This is a genomic window from Pedobacter steynii (assembly GCF_900103665.1).
GTDB classification, from domain to species: Bacteria; Bacteroidota; Bacteroidia; order Sphingobacteriales; family Sphingobacteriaceae; genus Pedobacter; species Pedobacter steynii.
In genome coordinates this window covers 323,732-341,331 of record NZ_FNGY01000001.1, presented here as the reverse complement: position 1 = coordinate 341,331, position 17,600 = coordinate 323,732, and the positions used below count along the sequence as shown (strand labels likewise).

Below are 17,600 nucleotides of genomic sequence, written 5' to 3'. Positions count from 1 at the left end.
TTCTATTGTTTTTGGATGCCCTTAAGCAGGTGTTTTTCAAAGAATTTCATTCCTTCTAAAATGATGATCGGCGCGACATAGTCAAAAGCTTTCTGATCGTCATGTTTCCGCTTTTGCGCCTTGATAAAACCAGGCTCTCCTTTGATATAGTTTTCAATATTCATGTCCTGAAAGCCCGCCATAAAATCTGCAGCATTCATCTTTAAGCCAAACATGCTGGAAGAGACTTTATAGAACAGATCTGCGAAATCCATGAACCTCGGGCAATGTGGCTTTCCTTCCGGAGGTAAACAGATAAAGTGATTTCCGATGTGTTCCAGCATTTCCGGCGTAATAGAATTAGTGGATTCCAGATATTTGAACTCACCTGCAGGGGTAATTACACAGAAGTTATCTTCTCCAAGTATTTCTATCGCCTGCTTATTGGTTGGCACCAAAATGCTGGTAATGTTTGTCGGAATGGCCAAACCTTTTGACACCTCATATTTAACATCTGCATTATCTGTTCCGCGCTGAGAGTTGATGTCGATGATCTTTAAAGGATTGGTATTCATTGGGCTAATGGTTGCCCTTGCGATGCTTTCTCCGCCCATCCCCCGGATAAACATCTGCGTATAATAATCATCTGCGGCCTTTGGATCTACTGCAGCGAACCAATCGAAAATCCTGGATCCCTTTCCTGCAAAAGCAATCTTAATTTTGGGAGGAATGGCTTTAACGGACGCTGGTGCATCTTCCGATTTGACAATTTCATTTCTTAATTTATAAGCCAGCTGCCCCGCATAAAACATGATTAAACCAGTCACATACAGGTTGATGCTCATCATCTCCTTACATTCTGCGGCAATTAAAAGATAAAAGGTTTCAAAATCTGCAGCCTCCAACCGGTCTACCACCTGTTCAAAATAATAAGGGGCTGTATTTTCAGAAAACTTATTGCTCCCATTATTTAATCCCTGAATGGAGATGTTCTTCCTTTCGCACATCCTCAACAACACGTTTTTGAAATTGGGAGAAAATTTAGTCGCCTGTGCTACCCGCTCCGCTGCAAAACGAATAGAGTTTTGTTTGATCATCGCCTTTCCACCATCCATCTGGCACAATGCAGTAATATCAGTGGTACTGCCGCCAATGTCAAAACAAAGCACCAGTTCACTGGGACCGATGGAATAACCACCATTTGGCCTGACCAGGTAATTCGCTACCGCACAGGCTTCTGAAAGTGACTCTTCATTGCTTAATTTTCTAAAATCAAACCGCAGGGCAGCGGTTTCTGTCGCGATATTTACTACTGCCACCGCCTTCTTTGAAGCTTCATTACCCCAACCTGCGGCAACTGTCGGAACCTGAGTTTCCGTTCCCCATCCATTGCTGCCCGAAGCTGTTGCACCCCAACCGGAATCTTGCACCGGAGCTTCAGCCATACCATCGCCCCAGCCTGATGTTGCCGCTGGCGCAGCCCAGGTACTGTTGCCTGAAGTCTCGCCAATATCGGAGAGGTCTGAAGGAGGATATGTTTTCAACTTCACATTGCCCACAATCGGTGAGATCTCTTTCAGTGAATCCCATATCCCTCTATATTCGCTCAACAATTCTTTACCCATTGAGGATGGATATGACCATTTTAAAGTATGGGGCTCATGACCTTCGATGAACAACTGTGCATACACATGCAGAAGTAAAGAGCTCAGATATGCCGTTTTGTAACTCTTATCGATAGGCTGGGAAGACCATTTCATATTGTAAACCAGTTCTGCCCTGCCTATTCTATTGTAACTTAGGATATACCGGTTATCTTCTGCATTTTCAATCGGCAGATTTTTTTCAAAGCAAGGGAATCCGCCCTTTACGGCCTGTGCCATCAATGAATCGCTCAGGATATTGCCCTCGTTTACAATTCTTCTCGAATCATGGATCGTGAGCACTGATTTAATAGAATTGCTGAGGATTTCATCGTTTTGGAAGAAGAAGATCTCATCTTCTACCGCCGGACGTTTATCGTTATTTTTCGTGTCGGTAGACAACAGCGAAACTCTTTTATTGGTTAACTTTAAACTTTCACAGACTTCATTTCTCTGGTCAGAGAAATAGGCAATAGAAGAGTTTGTACTGCCAAAGTCAACCCCTAAAAATGCGGGCGACAATGTTCTTGGAGAATTCAGCATATTGACCGGTAAGGCCTGTGTATTGCCCGAGCCATCGTAACGAATGATCCCAAAACCACAATCAATTCCTGCATGGGCAAACTTCATCCCTTTGAAAGGCTGGTTGCTCTCATAAATCTCATATTTATACTTATTATCTGCTACTGCATTATTGGAAGTGACATGCAATTGCGCCTTGATATTGCCGTATTTTTCTGGAACTATAGCTGCTTTGCCGTTATTGGCCAGATACAGGGGAACTCCCTTTTCATCCAGCACAATCCGGAAGAAATCATCCTCTACATTGCCAATAAATGGTGTCGCCTGGAACTTAGCATCATTATGTGGAATTTCTGAATAAAGAAAATACCGGTTCCATTGTTTGGAAATGAAGTTAGGCCACATTAAAATGTCCTTTCCTGCTATGGAGGTGGAAGTGATCTTATAAATGACCTCTTTAATGATCTCGTTTCCGGTTTCCGTATACAGTCTCAGGTTGACGATTAAACGCTCCCCGTTTTTATCATTCGGGTCATAAATAGCCGTAATCCGTGACTTTACGTTTGAGGCTTCTGAAATGCCGACCAATGCTTCCAGCGTAGCGCCAAAAACATTTAAGGCCAGTGGTGTTAACGGTAAAGTGAAGTAGGCATAATTGTTTGGCTGACCTTTAGTTTCTGCAGCCAGCAACAATATAGGTTTGGATTTCAGATAGTTCCTGTTTTCCATCCCTTCTTTTCCGAAATCAATCTGTGCAATCTCCGTCGTATCTGGCAGCAGCAGGTCTTTAGGATCAAAGCTGATGCTGCCCTCTTTTGATTCATTGTAGATGATCCCTTCAGAGCCAAACAACTCTGTAGAATAATTAAACAAAATGCTAAAAGGATAATTAAACAACGCGCCAACTTCAGGTGCTGCCTGAACATCAAGTTTCGGATATCCTTTCTTTTCCTGATAAACGGTCATCTCCTCAATCCATGATTGAAGACAACCCGACATATTACCGTATTCCGGCCTGATGAACTCTTCCAGGTCCCCATAATTGGACCTGAATTGCTCTATATTTTTGAGAATATGTTTGGCGTAACCATATAGCGTAAACAGTTCCTGGGGATTGAGTTCGGATTTTAAAGGATCTATAAACTTTCCGTTCTGTACATTTACAAAAGGCAGTTTTTCTTTAAGGTTATACGCTACAGAGGTGAATAAAAAGCTGTCTGGAGAAGTTCCACCAACCACATTGCCCTTAAACGAGATGACGTCAATAAAAGGGATTTTATCCGTGTTATTCGCCAGCGACTGGTCACACCAAAGCGGCTGCCGCTCAAAGAGCATATTTCCAAATGCACCTATTGGCTCATAGATATTCGCGGTATTGATGAGCTGCTGCCCATCAGAATAGGCCAGGTGAATCCTATTCACCTCTATATCTTTGTAATTTAATGCGATACAGCTGATGAAGCCTTTCCATTCACTAATCAAAGATTTGTAAAACAGCATTAATCCCGCAGCATCGGCATCTTTGTCCTGAATGTTATCCAGCGCACTTTTAAACAAGTTTGCCCGGGCAAATACAGAGGGAATTCCGGAAACGATAGTTCCAATATTAACCGATGAGTTTCCGTCTTTATCAACGGCTATTTCAGGTATTAAAATGTTCTTGGTAAAAACTTCCAGCTGAGGGATTTTATCCCAGGCAAATTCAACACCATTTGGTTCCGTTTTAGCCTGAACTTTTATCGCCAGTGCTTTTATTCTTTTATCTGACATGTTCCTTTAGTTTATATCGAAGTTTTGTGAAATGGTAAGTGCATTAAAAATGTGAGCGAGGAATTTCTCCTTTGTCGTGTTTACCTTCTGTTCATCCTTAGGGCCGGTATTGATGAGTTGTGCGACAAAAGTGTCGTATCTGTTGCTAAACATTCCTCCTTTCGACCAATGGTGTTTATCATCAAGGAAAATGGTTCCTACATCCAATTTCCTGAGCTCGGTTTGATTGTCCGGAAATGCTTTGCTGTCGAACAGGAAACGACCTGGCGCTACAGAATTCCTCACCTGGTAAAGCCAGCCGGGAATAAACCGGGCATCTTTAAAAGTGTAGGCAAAAAGCTTGAAGTATTCATTGATGTCTTTACACTCTACATCTGAAATGGTACTGTACTGATGTAGTTTCTGATTTTCACATTGTTTGATAAAACCTTTGATACCAGCATCGTCAAAAGCAGCACCGTTCTTGGTTAAAGAGATGTGCGCCAGGGAGAAAAATGCGCCTAATTTGTTGACGAAAATTTCACCTGATTTATGCTCTTTTCCAATAAAATCATCAAAGGAGAAGTTGAATGAATTGTCTTTAAATTCTACCGCTTTATATAAATAATCAGCCTTTGCACTGTTAAAACCATCGGTACGGGTAAAAAAATCGTAGGCCGCACAGGCGCACAGTAATTCGGTGATATGGCAAGGATTCTTTTGTTCACCTCCGCCGGTGATCGTTTGATTTGAGGTATTGTTCCCATCTATCTTTTTACTTTCAATCGGCCAGCCGATATGGTACAGCAATTTATAGCATTTCTGCACAGTGGGATCACTTTGGTAAAATTGTAATGCCGCCTGACTATTCAATGGAAAGAAAGAGGAATCAGCAATAACGCTATTGGCTTTATTTGATTTCTGCTGATCATCGGGCTTATTAAACGTAAAATATTCCGTTAGCAAGGTGGAGCCAAACTTTGCTTTAGAGAAATCTATGCTCGAATTTCCGTTGGAACGAATCTTCACAAAATCCTGAAGCGCTTTGGGAATTACCGGGATGGAGGATGCTCCGGTTCCGCCAAATACAGATCCGAAAATAAACACCCTGGCCGAAGCACCTGCTTTTTCAAGTTTCCCCATGAAGGCATCCAGCTCCCGCTCCTGAGATTGTACAGCAGATCCTTTCAAGATGTTTCTCGCTGCTTCGACAATCCCATGATACATCAGCATAGAGCCCAGATGTGTTTGTGCCCGGTAGCCATGTTCCAAAGCAAACTCCTGTACAGACCTGGTATCCAGGAATAAATCGGAGATCAGTTTATTGGCTTTTTGCTGCTCTGGTGTGCCTGTAGAAATTTTGCTGATGTTTTTATAATTCTCTCTTCCGGGGCCGGAATAATTGGTCCAGAACCGGTGTAGGTTCAGCTTCGCGGAAAAGAACGTATTGGCATTTGGTGTACCACCGGTTGTTGCACCGGATGTTTTGACCTGGTTGTATAGGGTGATGAGCTCTTCCACCCTGCCTTTGTTGCCGTTATTTTGATCCGTATCTAAGGTCAATATTTCTATTTCCTGGTTGTCGAACATCCCAATACCACACAGGTGAGTGAAAGATTCTAAACAACGCATTCCGGTACCGCCTATCGCGATGACAAATAATTTATCCATTGAAATTTAGAATTTAAAACCAGTGACCAATTTTGCCGTTGGCAAATACTTTACTCAGGATGAAGCCCAGAAGGAGATACAGCACAAATCCGATTACTGTTCCTATGCTTAAAGCATTTACATAATTATTTACGACCATCACATTTGCCTCAGGCTTGAATACAAAATAGCCCAGTAAAAAGCCTATTGCCGGATTTAGGATGGCTAAAATCCAGAACCAGGTTTTCCGTGATTGTGGGTCTTTGGGATGACTGCCACCCTCAAATTTTATGGCATTGGCAATGATCGCTGCCAGCAGCAGAAAAATTAAAGCAGTAACGATAGAGATGAAGTAAGCTGATGTAGATTCCATTTTTTTTTGATTAGAGATGACAGTTAATTATTGTTGAGTTTTGATGTAGTAGGAATAGATGACTTTATGAGCTGGCTTGAGCTCTTGTAAGGTGTTTTTGACAGACTCGTACAATGCGGTGTTCGCCGTACCTTTAGCATTAACCCATTGGAGCTTGGAAAGCTTTTCGCCCGCAAGATTAGGCGTAGCGGTATTCAACAGCAGGTCGACCTTCAGTAAACCCTTCGGATTTGGAATGTTTTTCAGGCTGAACCTGGGATCGAAAGACACACCAAACTCTACGTTTTTAGTATCGGATGTTTTGGTGTTGTTAAACAGGGACTTGTTAAAAGTAAAAACCTCATTTACAGGAATAGCAGGTGTTGATTTATAGATCCATTGTTCTTTTATTTTTCCATTGGTATCATAACATGCCGTTGCAATATCATCGGTTTCCTGATCAGCAAACTTCGCCTCCCCATCGGCTCCTTTAGTTAATTTTGGCCGGTGTTTCTTAGCTTCTTCAGTTTTAGCAAAATTTTCAAAATCAGTGCTTACATCGGAGACTTTTACATCAAAATCACCAAATGAATAGCTATCCTCATTGCTTAAATCAATATATAGCTTTCTAAAGAAGTCGTTAAACTGCTGCTGACTGGCGTAGCTGGCATGAAGTTTATCGATGGTATTCCAATCTACACCTAAAGGATAAAATTCGAAATGATTCCCTTTTTTAAGCCCGTTTACATAGCTATCCTTTAAATCCAGGACATTCTTATCGTTATCTTTTTTACCACTTGGGTCGTAAAATATACCGCCCGACTTCTCTCCTGGGTAACCGGTACGCAGTTTATAGGATTTATTGGATAAATCAAACCTTGTGGTAAAGGGTTCCAGTTTAGATTCCAGTTTTGAAATCATGCTGGATTCATTTGGATTGCCACAATTGAAAACGGTGAAATAAAGGTGTTTATCAACAGGACCTTCCTTGTAATCTGCGATAAAGAAATGGATGGTATTTCCTTTTTCCAGCCATTGGGAGAAAGGAATTTTCAGAAAAGCAGTACGGGTAACCTCAATGTTCTTTTGCCATTCTTCAAAATCAGTAATTAATAACGCGTCATTATTGCCGGCTACAATTTTTTCAACCGCCGACTGGATCGGGGCCCAAATGTCGCCGTATTGGGCCGGGTCACTTACCTGCTGACCTAATTCAGTGGTATTCGCAATGTTTAAAAGTGTAATCTGATTTGAACCAAGCTTATAGACATCAAACTTTTGAGCCAAAACAGTATTGAAACAAGTGTTCATCATTTCTTTAATCCCTGGTTCCGCAAATGCTTTATTGATGCCAGATGAGAAATCAATATATAAGGCCGGATTACCACTTTTTGAATTGGCATTGTTCGGAGCGATGGTTTGATCATAGGCCTCTATTCGTTTGCCTAACTCCTGATCATACAGGTTTACCTTAGCAAATGGATCAGTTGCCGACGTGTTTTTATTGTTATTGCAAGCAGACAGGATGATCAACAATCCAAATGTTCCTGTGATCCTGAGGAAACCCAGGTTCTTAACTATATTCATAATCTATAAGTTTTAATTGGCGTTATTTAATGATGGATTCAGGTCGTTAACTTTCACCGCTTCCAGTCGCGCAAGAACTCCGTTCAAGATGCCTGCATGATGGTATAAATCATCGAGCGACTGCAATTCGTACTTCGTTTCTTTTTTATGCTCATCGAGCACCGCCAGGTATTTTTTGGTATTCAGGTATAAGCGGCAAATGGTCTTACGGTTATTGTCGTCCAGCAGAATCGCGAAATAGGAAAGGGCATCTCTGTAGGTAATCCTTTTGGAATCGATCGTTTCTCTAAGCATGGATTTTACGATAAAGAATCCTTCGATCTCCTCTTCTGTGGTTACAATTCCAGATTCAGGTTCGGCATTTATGGTTTCTTCGATTTTAATGGCTTCTGAGGCGTCTTTTTCCTTTTCCTGATTTAGCGCGGATTTCAGGCGCTCATTAATTGCATCGCTGATGAGCTGATTAAAGGAGCGTTTAATAATCGGTGCAAATTGTTCTTTAACCTTCGCAGTAATCACCTTTGGATAAACCTGCTTTGTAAAGAAACTGATAAAGCCATCGGAAGGATCGGCGATCTCTTTATGAAGGAGGCTTTTCAATTCGTTCAGGTATTTTAGCTCGCTCGCGGTATTTGTAATGCTCTCTACATCAAAATAAGACTTGTGAAACTTTTTCAATTCCGCAATTTCCGCATCCTTGATTTCCGTTAATTTGAATTCAAAGAATGGTGTACCATCCATTTTGTTCTTTTCCACGAGGTCGGTATAAAAACGGTATACCAAACCATTGGTTAACAGGCCGAACTTAGCTTTGGTGGTATGAAAATACCTGAACAACTGAGAATTGTGCGGGTCCAAATTCTCCTGATGGTGTTTACATTCGATTAATATGGTGGGCTCCCCATCTTTCATAATCGCGTAATCTACCTTCTCCCCTTTTTTAATCCCCAAATCCGCAATGAATTCCGGGTTCACCTCAAAAGGATTGAAAACATCATATCCCATGATCTGAATAAATGGCATCACCAAAGCATTTTTTGTCGCTTCTTCTGTTTGTATTTGAGGTAACATCTTCTCTACACGAGATGCTAACTGTGCAATCTGATCTTTAAAATCCATTTGAATTTTTATTTAATAATTTGAAACTCTTTATAGAAAATGCCGCCCGAAATATTGCTCAGCTCGGGATTAATCTTCCCAGCCGCATAGTGTTTTTCCCTTACTTTTGGCGATTTCGAGGGTTGTTTTTATCACCTTGTGCTGGCAGTTATTCAGGCCCCTGCAATCTGCAGTATGGTGGTATCTTTTTCCGGTACCGCTATCGCAGATGTATACGGTATTGGCGTCTGTGCATACAACGTTATTCAAGAAAATAAATCCGAGTAGTAAAGTTATCTTCATAGACAATTATTTAAATTCTATCCCTGTACTTTGATCTCATCTGATCAACCTTTCTGCGATCTCCTCTTCTGTAAGGATCTGAGCGTTCGATAAAATCATATTTTTACGCCCGTCAATAGGATTCTCAAAAATGTGAAATCCGCCTCTGCAGTGTTGAAATCTGTATTTTAATGCCAGTAGTCCTTTACAGAGGCCTTCAGTTTTTGTGATTTGGTAGACATATTGAGAGCAACTGGTTCTGAATATGCACTTGCGCCATTTGCCTTTAGGAATGACTGCCCAGTAAAAGCGAATCAATAAAAGAAGCGAGATTTTCATGGTTAGCTTTTACTGAAAACAACCATCTGGTAGGATGATACATAACCAGGTTTTCCTCCAAATCCAAAGCAGCCCGACTCGGCTTGTACGTAAGTCGATACACTTTCCAACCGGACATATTCCCAACCTTTAAGATTGGCCAGTTTTATTACCTTTTCCAATTGATCAGCAACAGTATCACTTGTTTCCTTTTGCTGATTTAGCGTTGCGATAAATGGCACTACTTTGTATTCCATGATGTCTTTATTTTTGAGTGTTTATGATTTACATATCCAGGGCTTCTCTTTTCATTTACATCTCTTTCTCACCTAATGTTTAATGTTTCAACACTTCAAAAGTATATAGCAACAGCAGGCTTTCCTTACGGGAAACCGTAAAGCAAAAGATTATTTTCTCAAATTTATTGGGGGTATTTTAGGGACTGAGGGTCGAATCGACCGCATTGGATATAGAGTTCTTATTGGCGCCTGGAAGTCTCCTAATACGCTCCTATTACGCTCTTAGGTTGGAAGGCTGTTGGAAGGTAATTCGGAAGTTGTTCGAAGTAGTTCAAAGGTTATTTTATCCTTTCAATAACCTCCCAATTACCTTTCAATAACCTTCCAGGTAAAGACTCATTAAGGAGCGTATACGAAGCGTATACGGAGGTGTAAAATGAAACCCATATTAGACTGTATGTAAAGCGCCTATAGGAATAAAGAAAAAAACAGGGGCATTTTTTGTAAACCTATATCCGGAATAAGCAGTAAAATGTCGCTGCTGAGAAGCCAAAAGACAGCTTCGGAACAGCAAAATACCGTATTTTACCTATACGCGTTCTAACCAGGCTCTATACTCGGTCTATACTCGGTGCACACCCGCTTGAAAGCCTGTTAAAGGCGGGTAAGCAACGCGTAAAAACCAAGGTAAAAACGGGCTTTCCTGCAAGCGGTCAGGTCCTTGTTTCCAGAGAGGTAAAATCATGATCCTGAAGCTCCGGAAATCCATCGCCGGGATGAACCCCTGCGATGACCTTCATCTTTTTGATACTAAAATCTGACAGTTACGACACCATTGCAAGGCGAAGCTTCCAAAGTTTTACAATAGTTACCCCATGCAATTTCCGGATAATCCCACTTGTTATTGACATATAGGATCAGTTGGTTGTCGTCCATACGATCGATACGACAAGCAATATCTGCTTGTGGAGACACTACTGAAAGCCGGGACAACTGAGCGCCCGAAATTGTATAGTAATACACATTTTCTTTCATGCCTTTCGCTTTATTTGTCAGTGGTTTTTCTGTTCTGGCACCTTTATCAGACCAGTAATAGTAGTTGTGTGTGTCCTGATTCCAAGCTTGTACAGGTTTTACTCCATAAGCAGCCTGTTTACTTTCATAAAGAGCAGCACGCCCTTTATTTCCGGCAAATGCGCCTTCAGGGTAGTAATTCCAATACCCATCACGTTCCCAGTTTAGATCGTCGATATCGTCTGCCATGTAATATTTAAGTCCAATCTCTCTCAGATATCCATTTGGCTCTCCGGTGGTACGGTAATTTGTGGTCAGCTCCCCTTCCGGATTCACCGTAATCTCAAAAGAGACATTCAAGCCCTGATAGGTTCCTGCAATTGAAATCAAGGCTACACCATTTTTGATACTGCAGCTCAGTGTTGTCTTTTTCCAATCTTTATCATGGATTAAAAATTTATTTGCACTTTTTCTTACTTCAGCACCGGTCAAATGATTCAGGTTCACGTCTATATTCAAAAACGGGCCTTTTTCGATAAAGACTTTTCCTTTTGATCTGGCATTTTCAATTAGCCCCGTTTCTTTAGACACAGGGATTTCAAAATCAGTACCTTTGATGATAAACTGCGCTGTATTTTCAACAAGTGTTAACCCTCCCTGATGCGCAGCAACCGGAATGCTCACCGGACGTTCCCCAAAAAAGTACTCATAGGTGTCTACCACCTGGCCATCACGATCAATAAAGTTTAATAAAACTGATGCCCCTTTTTTCCAGTTTTCAGCAGGCAATTGAAAAGTTCCTTTCTCATGTGGCTCGATGCCTGGCAGGTTGATCATTTTCTTCCTGCCCTCATACACATATTCCAACTTTACTTCATTTAAGAAGGTATGGTCATACCGGTTAAATACCGAAAACTGAATTTGCTGATTTGGGTTAAAGTTTTTAATCACTTTTCCTTCCTCCAAAATACGGATCGGAGACTGTGCTTTTTTAGTAGACCAAAACTCTGGCTTCGGCCTTCTCCAGACATCTACAATCCCCCACTCTCCATAGCCTACCGCATGTCCCTGGTAACCCTCTGGCTTAGCCGTTTTAGCAAACTCATTCCAAAAAGCAGTTCCTTTTTTTAACTGCTCCGGGATGTTAAAAGTCTCGTCCACATATCCCCATATTGCGCCTCCCAATCCACCTTTCGTCGGGAACAAACGTCCCCACATCATATCCATGGAAATTCCCCAAAACTCTCTGATGTTTGGATCATCCCTTAAAGTTTGATAAGTATAACATGCGGGGTGTGCCCATTCATCGAATAATGCAGGTATTCCATGTCCTTCATACCCTTTTGTCGTTTTCCCAAATTGAGTCAGGTTCCCGTTCACATCCTGATAATGCATACTTAAAATCTCATAGATCTTGGCATCGCTGGTTTGCGTCCCCGGATAACTCCAGATGACAGGTCTCGTCCGATCGGCATTTTTCACGTAATCCCAGCTTTTTCTGAAGTTGCTTCCATATTGAGACTCATTGCCAATAGACCAGATCACAACTGCAGGATGAGATTTGAAAGTATTCACCATTTCACGACACTGACTTAAATATTGAGCGGTATGGTTTGGGTCATTTTGTGTAGCCCCAGGCGCATAGTTCTTTTGCCTGTAGGTATCTACAAAACAAACTGAGGTTTCTACTTCCACATAGATCCCGTATCGGTTGCAAAGCGCTACAAAGCGTTCAGAAGGCGGATAATGCGAAGTACGGATAAAATTGATATGCGACTCTTTCAGCAGCTTCACATCAAGACTATCATAATAAGGCGTGCTGACACGGCCTAAAGTTGGATGTAAATCATGACGGTTCGCCCCTCTCAGTTTCACAGGCCTGCCATTAACCAGCATCTGGTCTTCAACGATCTTTACTGTCCTGAACCCGATCTCTTTATTAAAGGAATAAGTTTCCTTACCTCCCTGTTTAATCTTCACCTCCAGGCGGTATAAGTTCGGGTGCTCGGCATCCCATTTCAAGGGATTGGAAATCCTGAAGCTATTTATATTCTGGCCATTGTTAACGGTAAATTGACGCGTAGTCTGAGGAACCTGTTTCTGCTGCTGATCAAATAAAGCATACTGAACCGTTGTTCCCGGGGCCACTTCTGCTGCATAACTCAGCTTGAGTGTTGCATCTTTAAAATCGGGATCCAAGGCTGTTTCTACCCCAAAATCAGCGATGCCATTTGCAGCTGTAGCGAAAAGCGTGACATCCCTTAAAATTCCACCAATGGGGTGGTGGGCATAACCTGAGGCATAAGAAATGTCATCCAGCTTGTCCTGAACTTCTAAAAATACCTCATTCGATTTATCAAATGAAACATAGGCGCTGATGTCTGTTTCCCAGCGGGAAAAGCCACCTTTATGTGTCCTTAACACTTTTCCGTTAATACTTAGCGTAGCCTGGCTATATACCCCCTCAAACCGTAAAATAATCTTCTTTCCCCTAAAATCATTCGGAAGAGAAAATTTCCTTTTATAAAAGAAAGACTGGTCATGGGCAATCCCATAGCCTTGCATCACTGCTTCTCCGGGCACCTGGATTACATCCCATTCGGACTTCTCATCAAACTGAAACTGCCATTTGCCATTTAAAGACATCACAGCCTGCTTAACACCGGCTGTATGTTTCGGCAATTCGTAAGCAAGCTCCTGACCGGAAACGTTTACCGCTGACACCACAAATGCAAAAGAAAACAATAACACTTTCGACAGCTTCATTTTAAAAAAATTGATAATCATATCTCTATCCTATAACTATACAACCAAAGTTATCATTACTGATGCCAGCAAACTAAAACCTGATACACCTAAACCTAAACTTTTTACACATAAAAAGGCAGATCAAAGATCCATAAGCATCATTATTGTTTTACTTCCAGCTCTTTTGAGTAGATTTGTCAGCAGCCTTATAAATTCAGAAAGCACCATGAAAGCGCAATTTTTCGGATTGTCATCGCCATCAGAAAAGACCATTAACATCAAGCAGGTTGATCAGGATTTTTTGGATAATCCTTTACATTTCCATGAGGTATGTGAATTGGTACTGATTTTAGAAAGCTATGGCAAACGGGTTGTTGGAAATCATGTGGCCTCGTTTACGGCCGGCGACCTGGTATTGATGGGACCCAATATCCCACATATCTGGCGCAATGACGACATCTTTCTGGATCCCTTACATGAAGCACGGGCCAGGGCAATAGTATTGTATTTTCCTGCAGATTTCCTGCTCAGTCTAACTGACGATCAACCGACGATTATGGCGATGCAAAAATTCATAAATAAGGCGAAACGCGGGCTTCGTTTTTATGGATCAACCCTGGAAAAAGCCACTGAACTGATCAAGGCCCTCATCGACAAGCAAGGTTTTTCCCGCATCACCGGATTCCTGAACCTTATTGAATTGCTGCATCAAACCGGGGAATACGAAAATCTGGCGTCAGAAGGTTATAAACCTACATTTGGCCAACAAGAGACCAACCGCATCAATAACGTGTACATCTATATTATGCAGAATTTCAGAGAAGAGATCTTGCTTAGCAAAGCTGCTGAAATTGCGAATATGACACCAAATGCCTTTTGCAGATTTTTCAGGCATCACACCCAAAAGCCCTTTTCAAAATTCATCAATGAGATGCGTATTGGTCATGCAAGCAAATTACTCATGAACAGACAACTCTCGATTTCGGAGGTATGCTACCAAAGCGGGTATCAGAACCTGACCAATTTCAACAAGTTTTTTAAAATGATCATGAGCAAAAGTCCAAGTGCCTACCGGAAAGAGATGAATATTTAAGCAGCCCTATTTTACCAACAGGACTGCTTAAACACCTTAGATCTTAAAATGTAATCACCACTTTTCCAATTGTCGTGTTGTTTTCCAATTGCTGATGGGCCTTTTTTAAATTGTCAGCAGAAAAACCTGAAAGCGTTGCTTTCAATGTGCTGTTTAATACGCCATCATCCAAAAGACGGGCAACCTCATTCAGGATATGATGTTGTTCAATCATATCTTCCGTCTGAAAAATAGACCGCGTATACATCAGCTCCCAGGAGAAGCTTACACTTTTACTCTTTAGTTTATCCAGCGCCACCGGAACGGCCGAACCGGTAATGGATGCAATATGTCCCTGAGGTTTAATGAGCTCAACCATGATATCCCAGTATTGATTGGCATCTACAAAATCCAGAATAAAATCTACCTGCGGAAAACCAGCTTCACGCATTTCATTGAGCAGATCCTTATGGTTAACCACATAGTCTGCTCCCTGTTCCCTGCACCACCCTTCCGTTTCCGGCCTGCTTGCGGTGGTAATGACCTTAAGACCGGCTACTTTTTTAGCGATCTGAATGGCAATAGAGCCAACACCTCCGGCACCACCGATAATCAAAATGGTTTTCCCTTTATCCTTTTCATTAATCCGAATGCGGTCGAACAGGATTTCCCAGGCCGTCAGGGCAGTCAATGGCATGGCGGCAGCTTCTTCTATACTGAGTTTTTTAGGCTTTGAACCCACAATACGCTCATCAACGAGTTGGTATTCCGCATTACTTCCAGCTCTGTTCAAATCTCCTGCATAATAAACTTCATCTCCAACCTTAAACAGGCTTACTTCCTCTCCTACCGCTTCTACCGTACCTACTGCATCCCAGCCAATCACCTTTGGTGTGTCTAATACCTGGTCTTTTGCACTGTTCTGACGTATTTTATAATCAACTGGGTTTACCGACACGGCGGCAACTTTTACCAGCAAATCTCTTCCTTTCGGCGCCGGCTTTTCCGTTTCAAATTCTATAAAACTATTTGTATCGCTTATTGGTAATGATGTTCTAAATCCTATTGCTTTCATATCTATCTTTTTTATGGTATGCTGAATTATTTCATTTTAAATTTATAAATATAATAGGGCGCTTTGCCACTATCTGCTTTACCGGTAAAGGCTGCGGTGGTTTCCAGTTGATTGGTTGAAATGTACATCCATCCACCAGGTGCCAGATACGCATTGTCGGACCATAACAGCTTTTCTTTATTTTGTATCAGCTGACTTAACTTCCCATTGGCATCCAGCTTAGTGATGGCCTGTTCCTGCAGGTTCGTAAAGTAGTGATTGCCCATGGCATCGGTAGCGGCGCCATCACTAAAGGGCTTGTCTCCGGCTTTAGTAATTGCATTGCCAATGGTTTGATCATCTTTCCCTGACCTGAAGAGATTTGCAGGTACCTGATACCAGGTGCTTCCATTCATCGCTCCAAAAAACAGCGTCTCTCTATCTGCCGAAAGGGTCATCGGATCGATGGCTACACGTGCAGGTTTACCACCAAAAAGAACCACATTGCCATTGATCACCATGTCTTTATCTTCTGCCTGCAAGGCGGGATGACCGCTGAATCTTTTTGCCTTTTTGGTCTTCAGATTCAATGCAATGATTCCCGGATTGGCAATATCGGCCAGATAGGCCCATCCGTTCTTTTCATCAATAGCAACTTCCTGTGTAAATGTACCTTTTGGCGCAAGGGAGGCCGGTAATTCAATTTTCTCCACCACTTTATTTTTGCTAATATCAAAAGCCCATAGCCTTGTTTTACCAAGCTCAAGACCCATGTCGATTACCCACAGCTTATTGTTTTTATCAAAAATCAATCCAAGCATGGCATCAAATTTTGCATCCGTAGCCTTTTCATTGTTCTTCTGATACGCAGCATTTGGATAAGGTACCGCTTTTCCATTGATGATTTCTACCAACTGTAATTTCTGACTGCCCAGGGGATGAATGGTTGCAAATACCCGTCCTTCGGCAGATACGGCCACATCACCAGGGCGAATGTCTAATGCAGCCACCACTTCCAGTTCCGGTTGCTCTTTTGCAGGTTCAGCAAAATAGCTCGCCGTACCGTTGATCCAGTCCATGCGTGGAGGAGCAAAGAAATCTATGTCCAGTGTCCCATCTTCCAGGCACTCGAATTGATGAAGGATATTTCCGGGGATAATCAACACCTCCCCTGCCTTTACGATATAATCCTTTCCCTGCATCGTTACCTTTACACTTCCTTTAGTGATGTAGGAAGTTTGCTCGTTTGGATGTTGGTGTAAAGGGACCTTCGCACCTTTATCCATTTTGAACAAAGCGAGCATGCCCTGTTCACCATATACATATTTACGTTGTAATTTATCGGCCATCTGTTCCCAGCCCTTATCATCAAATTGCAGGTGCTGTACTTTTTTCAAGTCTTGTGCGCTTGCCGAATTTATGGTCAGACTCATTGCCATAGCAACAATAGTCAGTAATTTTAGTTTTATCATTTTTATAAGTTTTTATTATTCAAAGGGTGTTTTGTTAGTAAGTGCCTTTTGTCTTGTCGGGTGTGGACCAGGGCCTGTTAAAAGTTTTATTATCTTCAGGTAGCATCAGCTGATAACCTGGTTTTTCATCTATACTCACCTTAATCTTCGTAGAGGACAATTCCCCTGCAACGATATGTCCGCCATACGTTTTATCATTGGAGATGAAATGGAAATGAAAAGGCGACAAATCAATTCCGGAAGCATAAGCAGGATGGTAAAAGCCAACGATGGTGCCGGCAACATTTTGCTTTTTGTAAAGCGGCCTGGATTTCATCAGCTCTGCCAAACCTGTAGTATCCTTTGCCTCTAGTTTATTGGCACCGCCAACGTTCAGTTCCTTAAAAACGCTTTCGATCCGTATCAGGTAAGGTTTGTTTTTGGAAGGCAGCCTGCGCATGATTTCCTGCTGAAGCATTTCGATATTTTGAATATTTGTCAACTCAAAAACCTGATCAGCCTTAAAGAAAGCAACTGATGCAAAGGGGACTTTCCGCTGCGCTTCGGCTTTGGCAACTCCGCCATCCGGTGCTACACGATAAAATACACCGTCGAGCGCCACCATTTCCCCATCCAGCTGGTTATAGGTTCCTAAACCAAAATCTCCCTGAGCAGCCAGGGCATCAATAGTAAGTGCTCCGGTATAAACGCCATTTCGCATGGCATCCATGACTGAATAGTGAAAAATCGGCTTGTCTTCAACGGTCTGACCATTAGCGATACCGCAAACGGACAGCATAAAAAAGAGGTTAAAAAAGGGAAATGCGAATTTATTGGTCATA

At 42.0% G+C, this 17,600-nt stretch carries 13 protein-coding genes; 1 reads left to right on the top strand and 12 read right to left on the bottom strand.

All coding sequences use genetic code 11. The features are described from left to right. Window positions 1-2: 2 nt before the first annotated feature. The 9 genes from BLQ87_RS01345 to BLQ87_RS01305 form a co-directional block, all read right to left on the bottom strand. Entirely contained in the window at window positions 3-3,914 is a 3,912-nt protein-coding gene (locus BLQ87_RS01345; RefSeq protein ID WP_074604229.1) for a hypothetical protein, read from the bottom strand. A gap of 6 nt (window positions 3,915-3,920) precedes the next feature. Then, a complete protein-coding gene (locus BLQ87_RS01340; RefSeq protein ID WP_074604228.1) occupies window positions 3,921-5,564 on the bottom strand; it encodes a hypothetical protein in 1,644 nt (547 codons plus the stop codon). A 13-nt stretch (window positions 5,565-5,577) separates the two neighbouring features. Next, on the bottom strand, window positions 5,578-5,916 hold the full coding sequence (locus BLQ87_RS01335; protein WP_074604227.1) for a hypothetical protein: 339 nt from the start codon (window positions 5,914-5,916) through the stop codon (window positions 5,578-5,580). A gap of 27 nt (window positions 5,917-5,943) precedes the next feature. Then, window positions 5,944-7,482: a hypothetical protein gene (locus BLQ87_RS01330; protein ID WP_074604225.1), complete on the bottom strand. Its 1,539-nt coding sequence runs from the start codon at window positions 7,480-7,482 to the stop codon at window positions 5,944-5,946. 12 nt (window positions 7,483-7,494) lie between these two features. Then, on the bottom strand, window positions 7,495-8,601 hold the full coding sequence (locus BLQ87_RS01325; RefSeq protein WP_074604223.1) for a type I restriction endonuclease: 1,107 nt from the start codon (window positions 8,599-8,601) through the stop codon (window positions 7,495-7,497). A 69-nt stretch (window positions 8,602-8,670) separates the two neighbouring features. Beyond that, complete coding sequence (locus BLQ87_RS01320; RefSeq protein ID WP_074604221.1) at window positions 8,671-8,883, bottom strand: hypothetical protein; 213 nt, start codon at window positions 8,881-8,883, stop codon at window positions 8,671-8,673. Between the two features lie 36 nt (window positions 8,884-8,919). Beyond that, on the bottom strand, window positions 8,920-9,201 hold the full coding sequence (yidD, locus tag BLQ87_RS34225; RefSeq protein WP_074604219.1) for a membrane protein insertion efficiency factor YidD: 282 nt from the start codon (window positions 9,199-9,201) through the stop codon (window positions 8,920-8,922). Between the two features lie 2 nt (window positions 9,202-9,203). Continuing rightward, window positions 9,204-9,437, bottom strand: a complete 234-nt coding sequence (locus BLQ87_RS01310; protein WP_074604217.1) for a hypothetical protein — start codon at window positions 9,435-9,437, stop codon at window positions 9,204-9,206. 792 nt (window positions 9,438-10,229) lie between these two features. After that, window positions 10,230-13,199: a glycoside hydrolase family 2 protein gene (locus BLQ87_RS01305; protein ID WP_074604892.1), complete on the bottom strand. Its 2,970-nt coding sequence runs from the start codon at window positions 13,197-13,199 to the stop codon at window positions 10,230-10,232. 208 nt (window positions 13,200-13,407) lie between these two features. Between BLQ87_RS01305 and BLQ87_RS01300 the strand changes: the two genes are divergently transcribed. After that, entirely contained in the window at window positions 13,408-14,274 is an 867-nt protein-coding gene (locus BLQ87_RS01300) for an AraC family transcriptional regulator (RefSeq protein ID WP_074604891.1), read from the top strand. Window positions 14,275-14,317: 43 nt separating this feature from the next. Here the strand turns inward: BLQ87_RS01300 and BLQ87_RS01295 are convergent, their stop codons facing one another. Genes BLQ87_RS01295 through budA form a run of 3 tightly spaced genes read right to left on the bottom strand, consistent with a single transcriptional unit; the run spans window position 14,318 to window position 17,599 of the window. Further along, window positions 14,318-15,328, bottom strand: coding sequence for a zinc-binding alcohol dehydrogenase family protein (locus BLQ87_RS01295; protein ID WP_074604215.1), 1,011 nt, complete (start codon window positions 15,326-15,328; stop codon window positions 14,318-14,320). A 26-nt stretch (window positions 15,329-15,354) separates the two neighbouring features. Then, window positions 15,355-16,779, bottom strand: coding sequence for an L-dopachrome tautomerase-related protein (locus BLQ87_RS01290; protein ID WP_074604213.1), 1,425 nt, complete (start codon window positions 16,777-16,779; stop codon window positions 15,355-15,357). Between the two features lie 34 nt (window positions 16,780-16,813). Beyond that, complete coding sequence (gene budA, locus BLQ87_RS01285) at window positions 16,814-17,599, bottom strand: acetolactate decarboxylase (protein WP_074604211.1); 786 nt, start codon at window positions 17,597-17,599, stop codon at window positions 16,814-16,816. Window position 17,600 lies beyond the last annotated feature (1 nt).

Bases quoted from the DNA above. Each gene is read 5' to 3' on its own strand.
- BLQ87_RS01345 (WP_074604229.1), bottom strand. From the start codon at position 3,914: ATGTCAGATAAAAGAATAAAAGCACTGGCGATAAAAGTTCAGGCTAAA.
- BLQ87_RS01340 (WP_074604228.1), bottom strand. From the start codon at position 5,564: ATGGATAAATTATTTGTCATCGCGATAGGCGGTACCGGAATGCGTTGT.
- BLQ87_RS01335 (WP_074604227.1), bottom strand. From the start codon at position 5,916: ATGGAATCTACATCAGCTTACTTCATCTCTATCGTTACTGCTTTAATT.
- BLQ87_RS01330 (WP_074604225.1), bottom strand. From the start codon at position 7,482: ATGAATATAGTTAAGAACCTGGGTTTCCTCAGGATCACAGGAACATTT.
- BLQ87_RS01325 (WP_074604223.1), bottom strand. From the start codon at position 8,601: ATGGATTTTAAAGATCAGATTGCACAGTTAGCATCTCGTGTAGAGAAG.
- BLQ87_RS01320 (WP_074604221.1), bottom strand. From the start codon at position 8,883: ATGAAGATAACTTTACTACTCGGATTTATTTTCTTGAATAACGTTGTA.
- yidD (WP_074604219.1), bottom strand. From the start codon at position 9,201: ATGAAAATCTCGCTTCTTTTATTGATTCGCTTTTACTGGGCAGTCATT.
- BLQ87_RS01310 (WP_074604217.1), bottom strand. From the start codon at position 9,437: ATGGAATACAAAGTAGTGCCATTTATCGCAACGCTAAATCAGCAAAAG.
- BLQ87_RS01305 (WP_074604892.1), bottom strand. From the start codon at position 13,199: ATGAAGCTGTCGAAAGTGTTATTGTTTTCTTTTGCATTTGTGGTGTCA.
- BLQ87_RS01300 (WP_074604891.1), top strand. From the start codon at position 13,408: ATGAAAGCGCAATTTTTCGGATTGTCATCGCCATCAGAAAAGACCATT.
- BLQ87_RS01295 (WP_074604215.1), bottom strand. From the start codon at position 15,328: ATGAAAGCAATAGGATTTAGAACATCATTACCAATAAGCGATACAAAT.
- BLQ87_RS01290 (WP_074604213.1), bottom strand. From the start codon at position 16,779: ATGATAAAACTAAAATTACTGACTATTGTTGCTATGGCAATGAGTCTG.
- budA (WP_074604211.1), bottom strand. From the start codon at position 17,599: ATGACCAATAAATTCGCATTTCCCTTTTTTAACCTCTTTTTTATGCTG.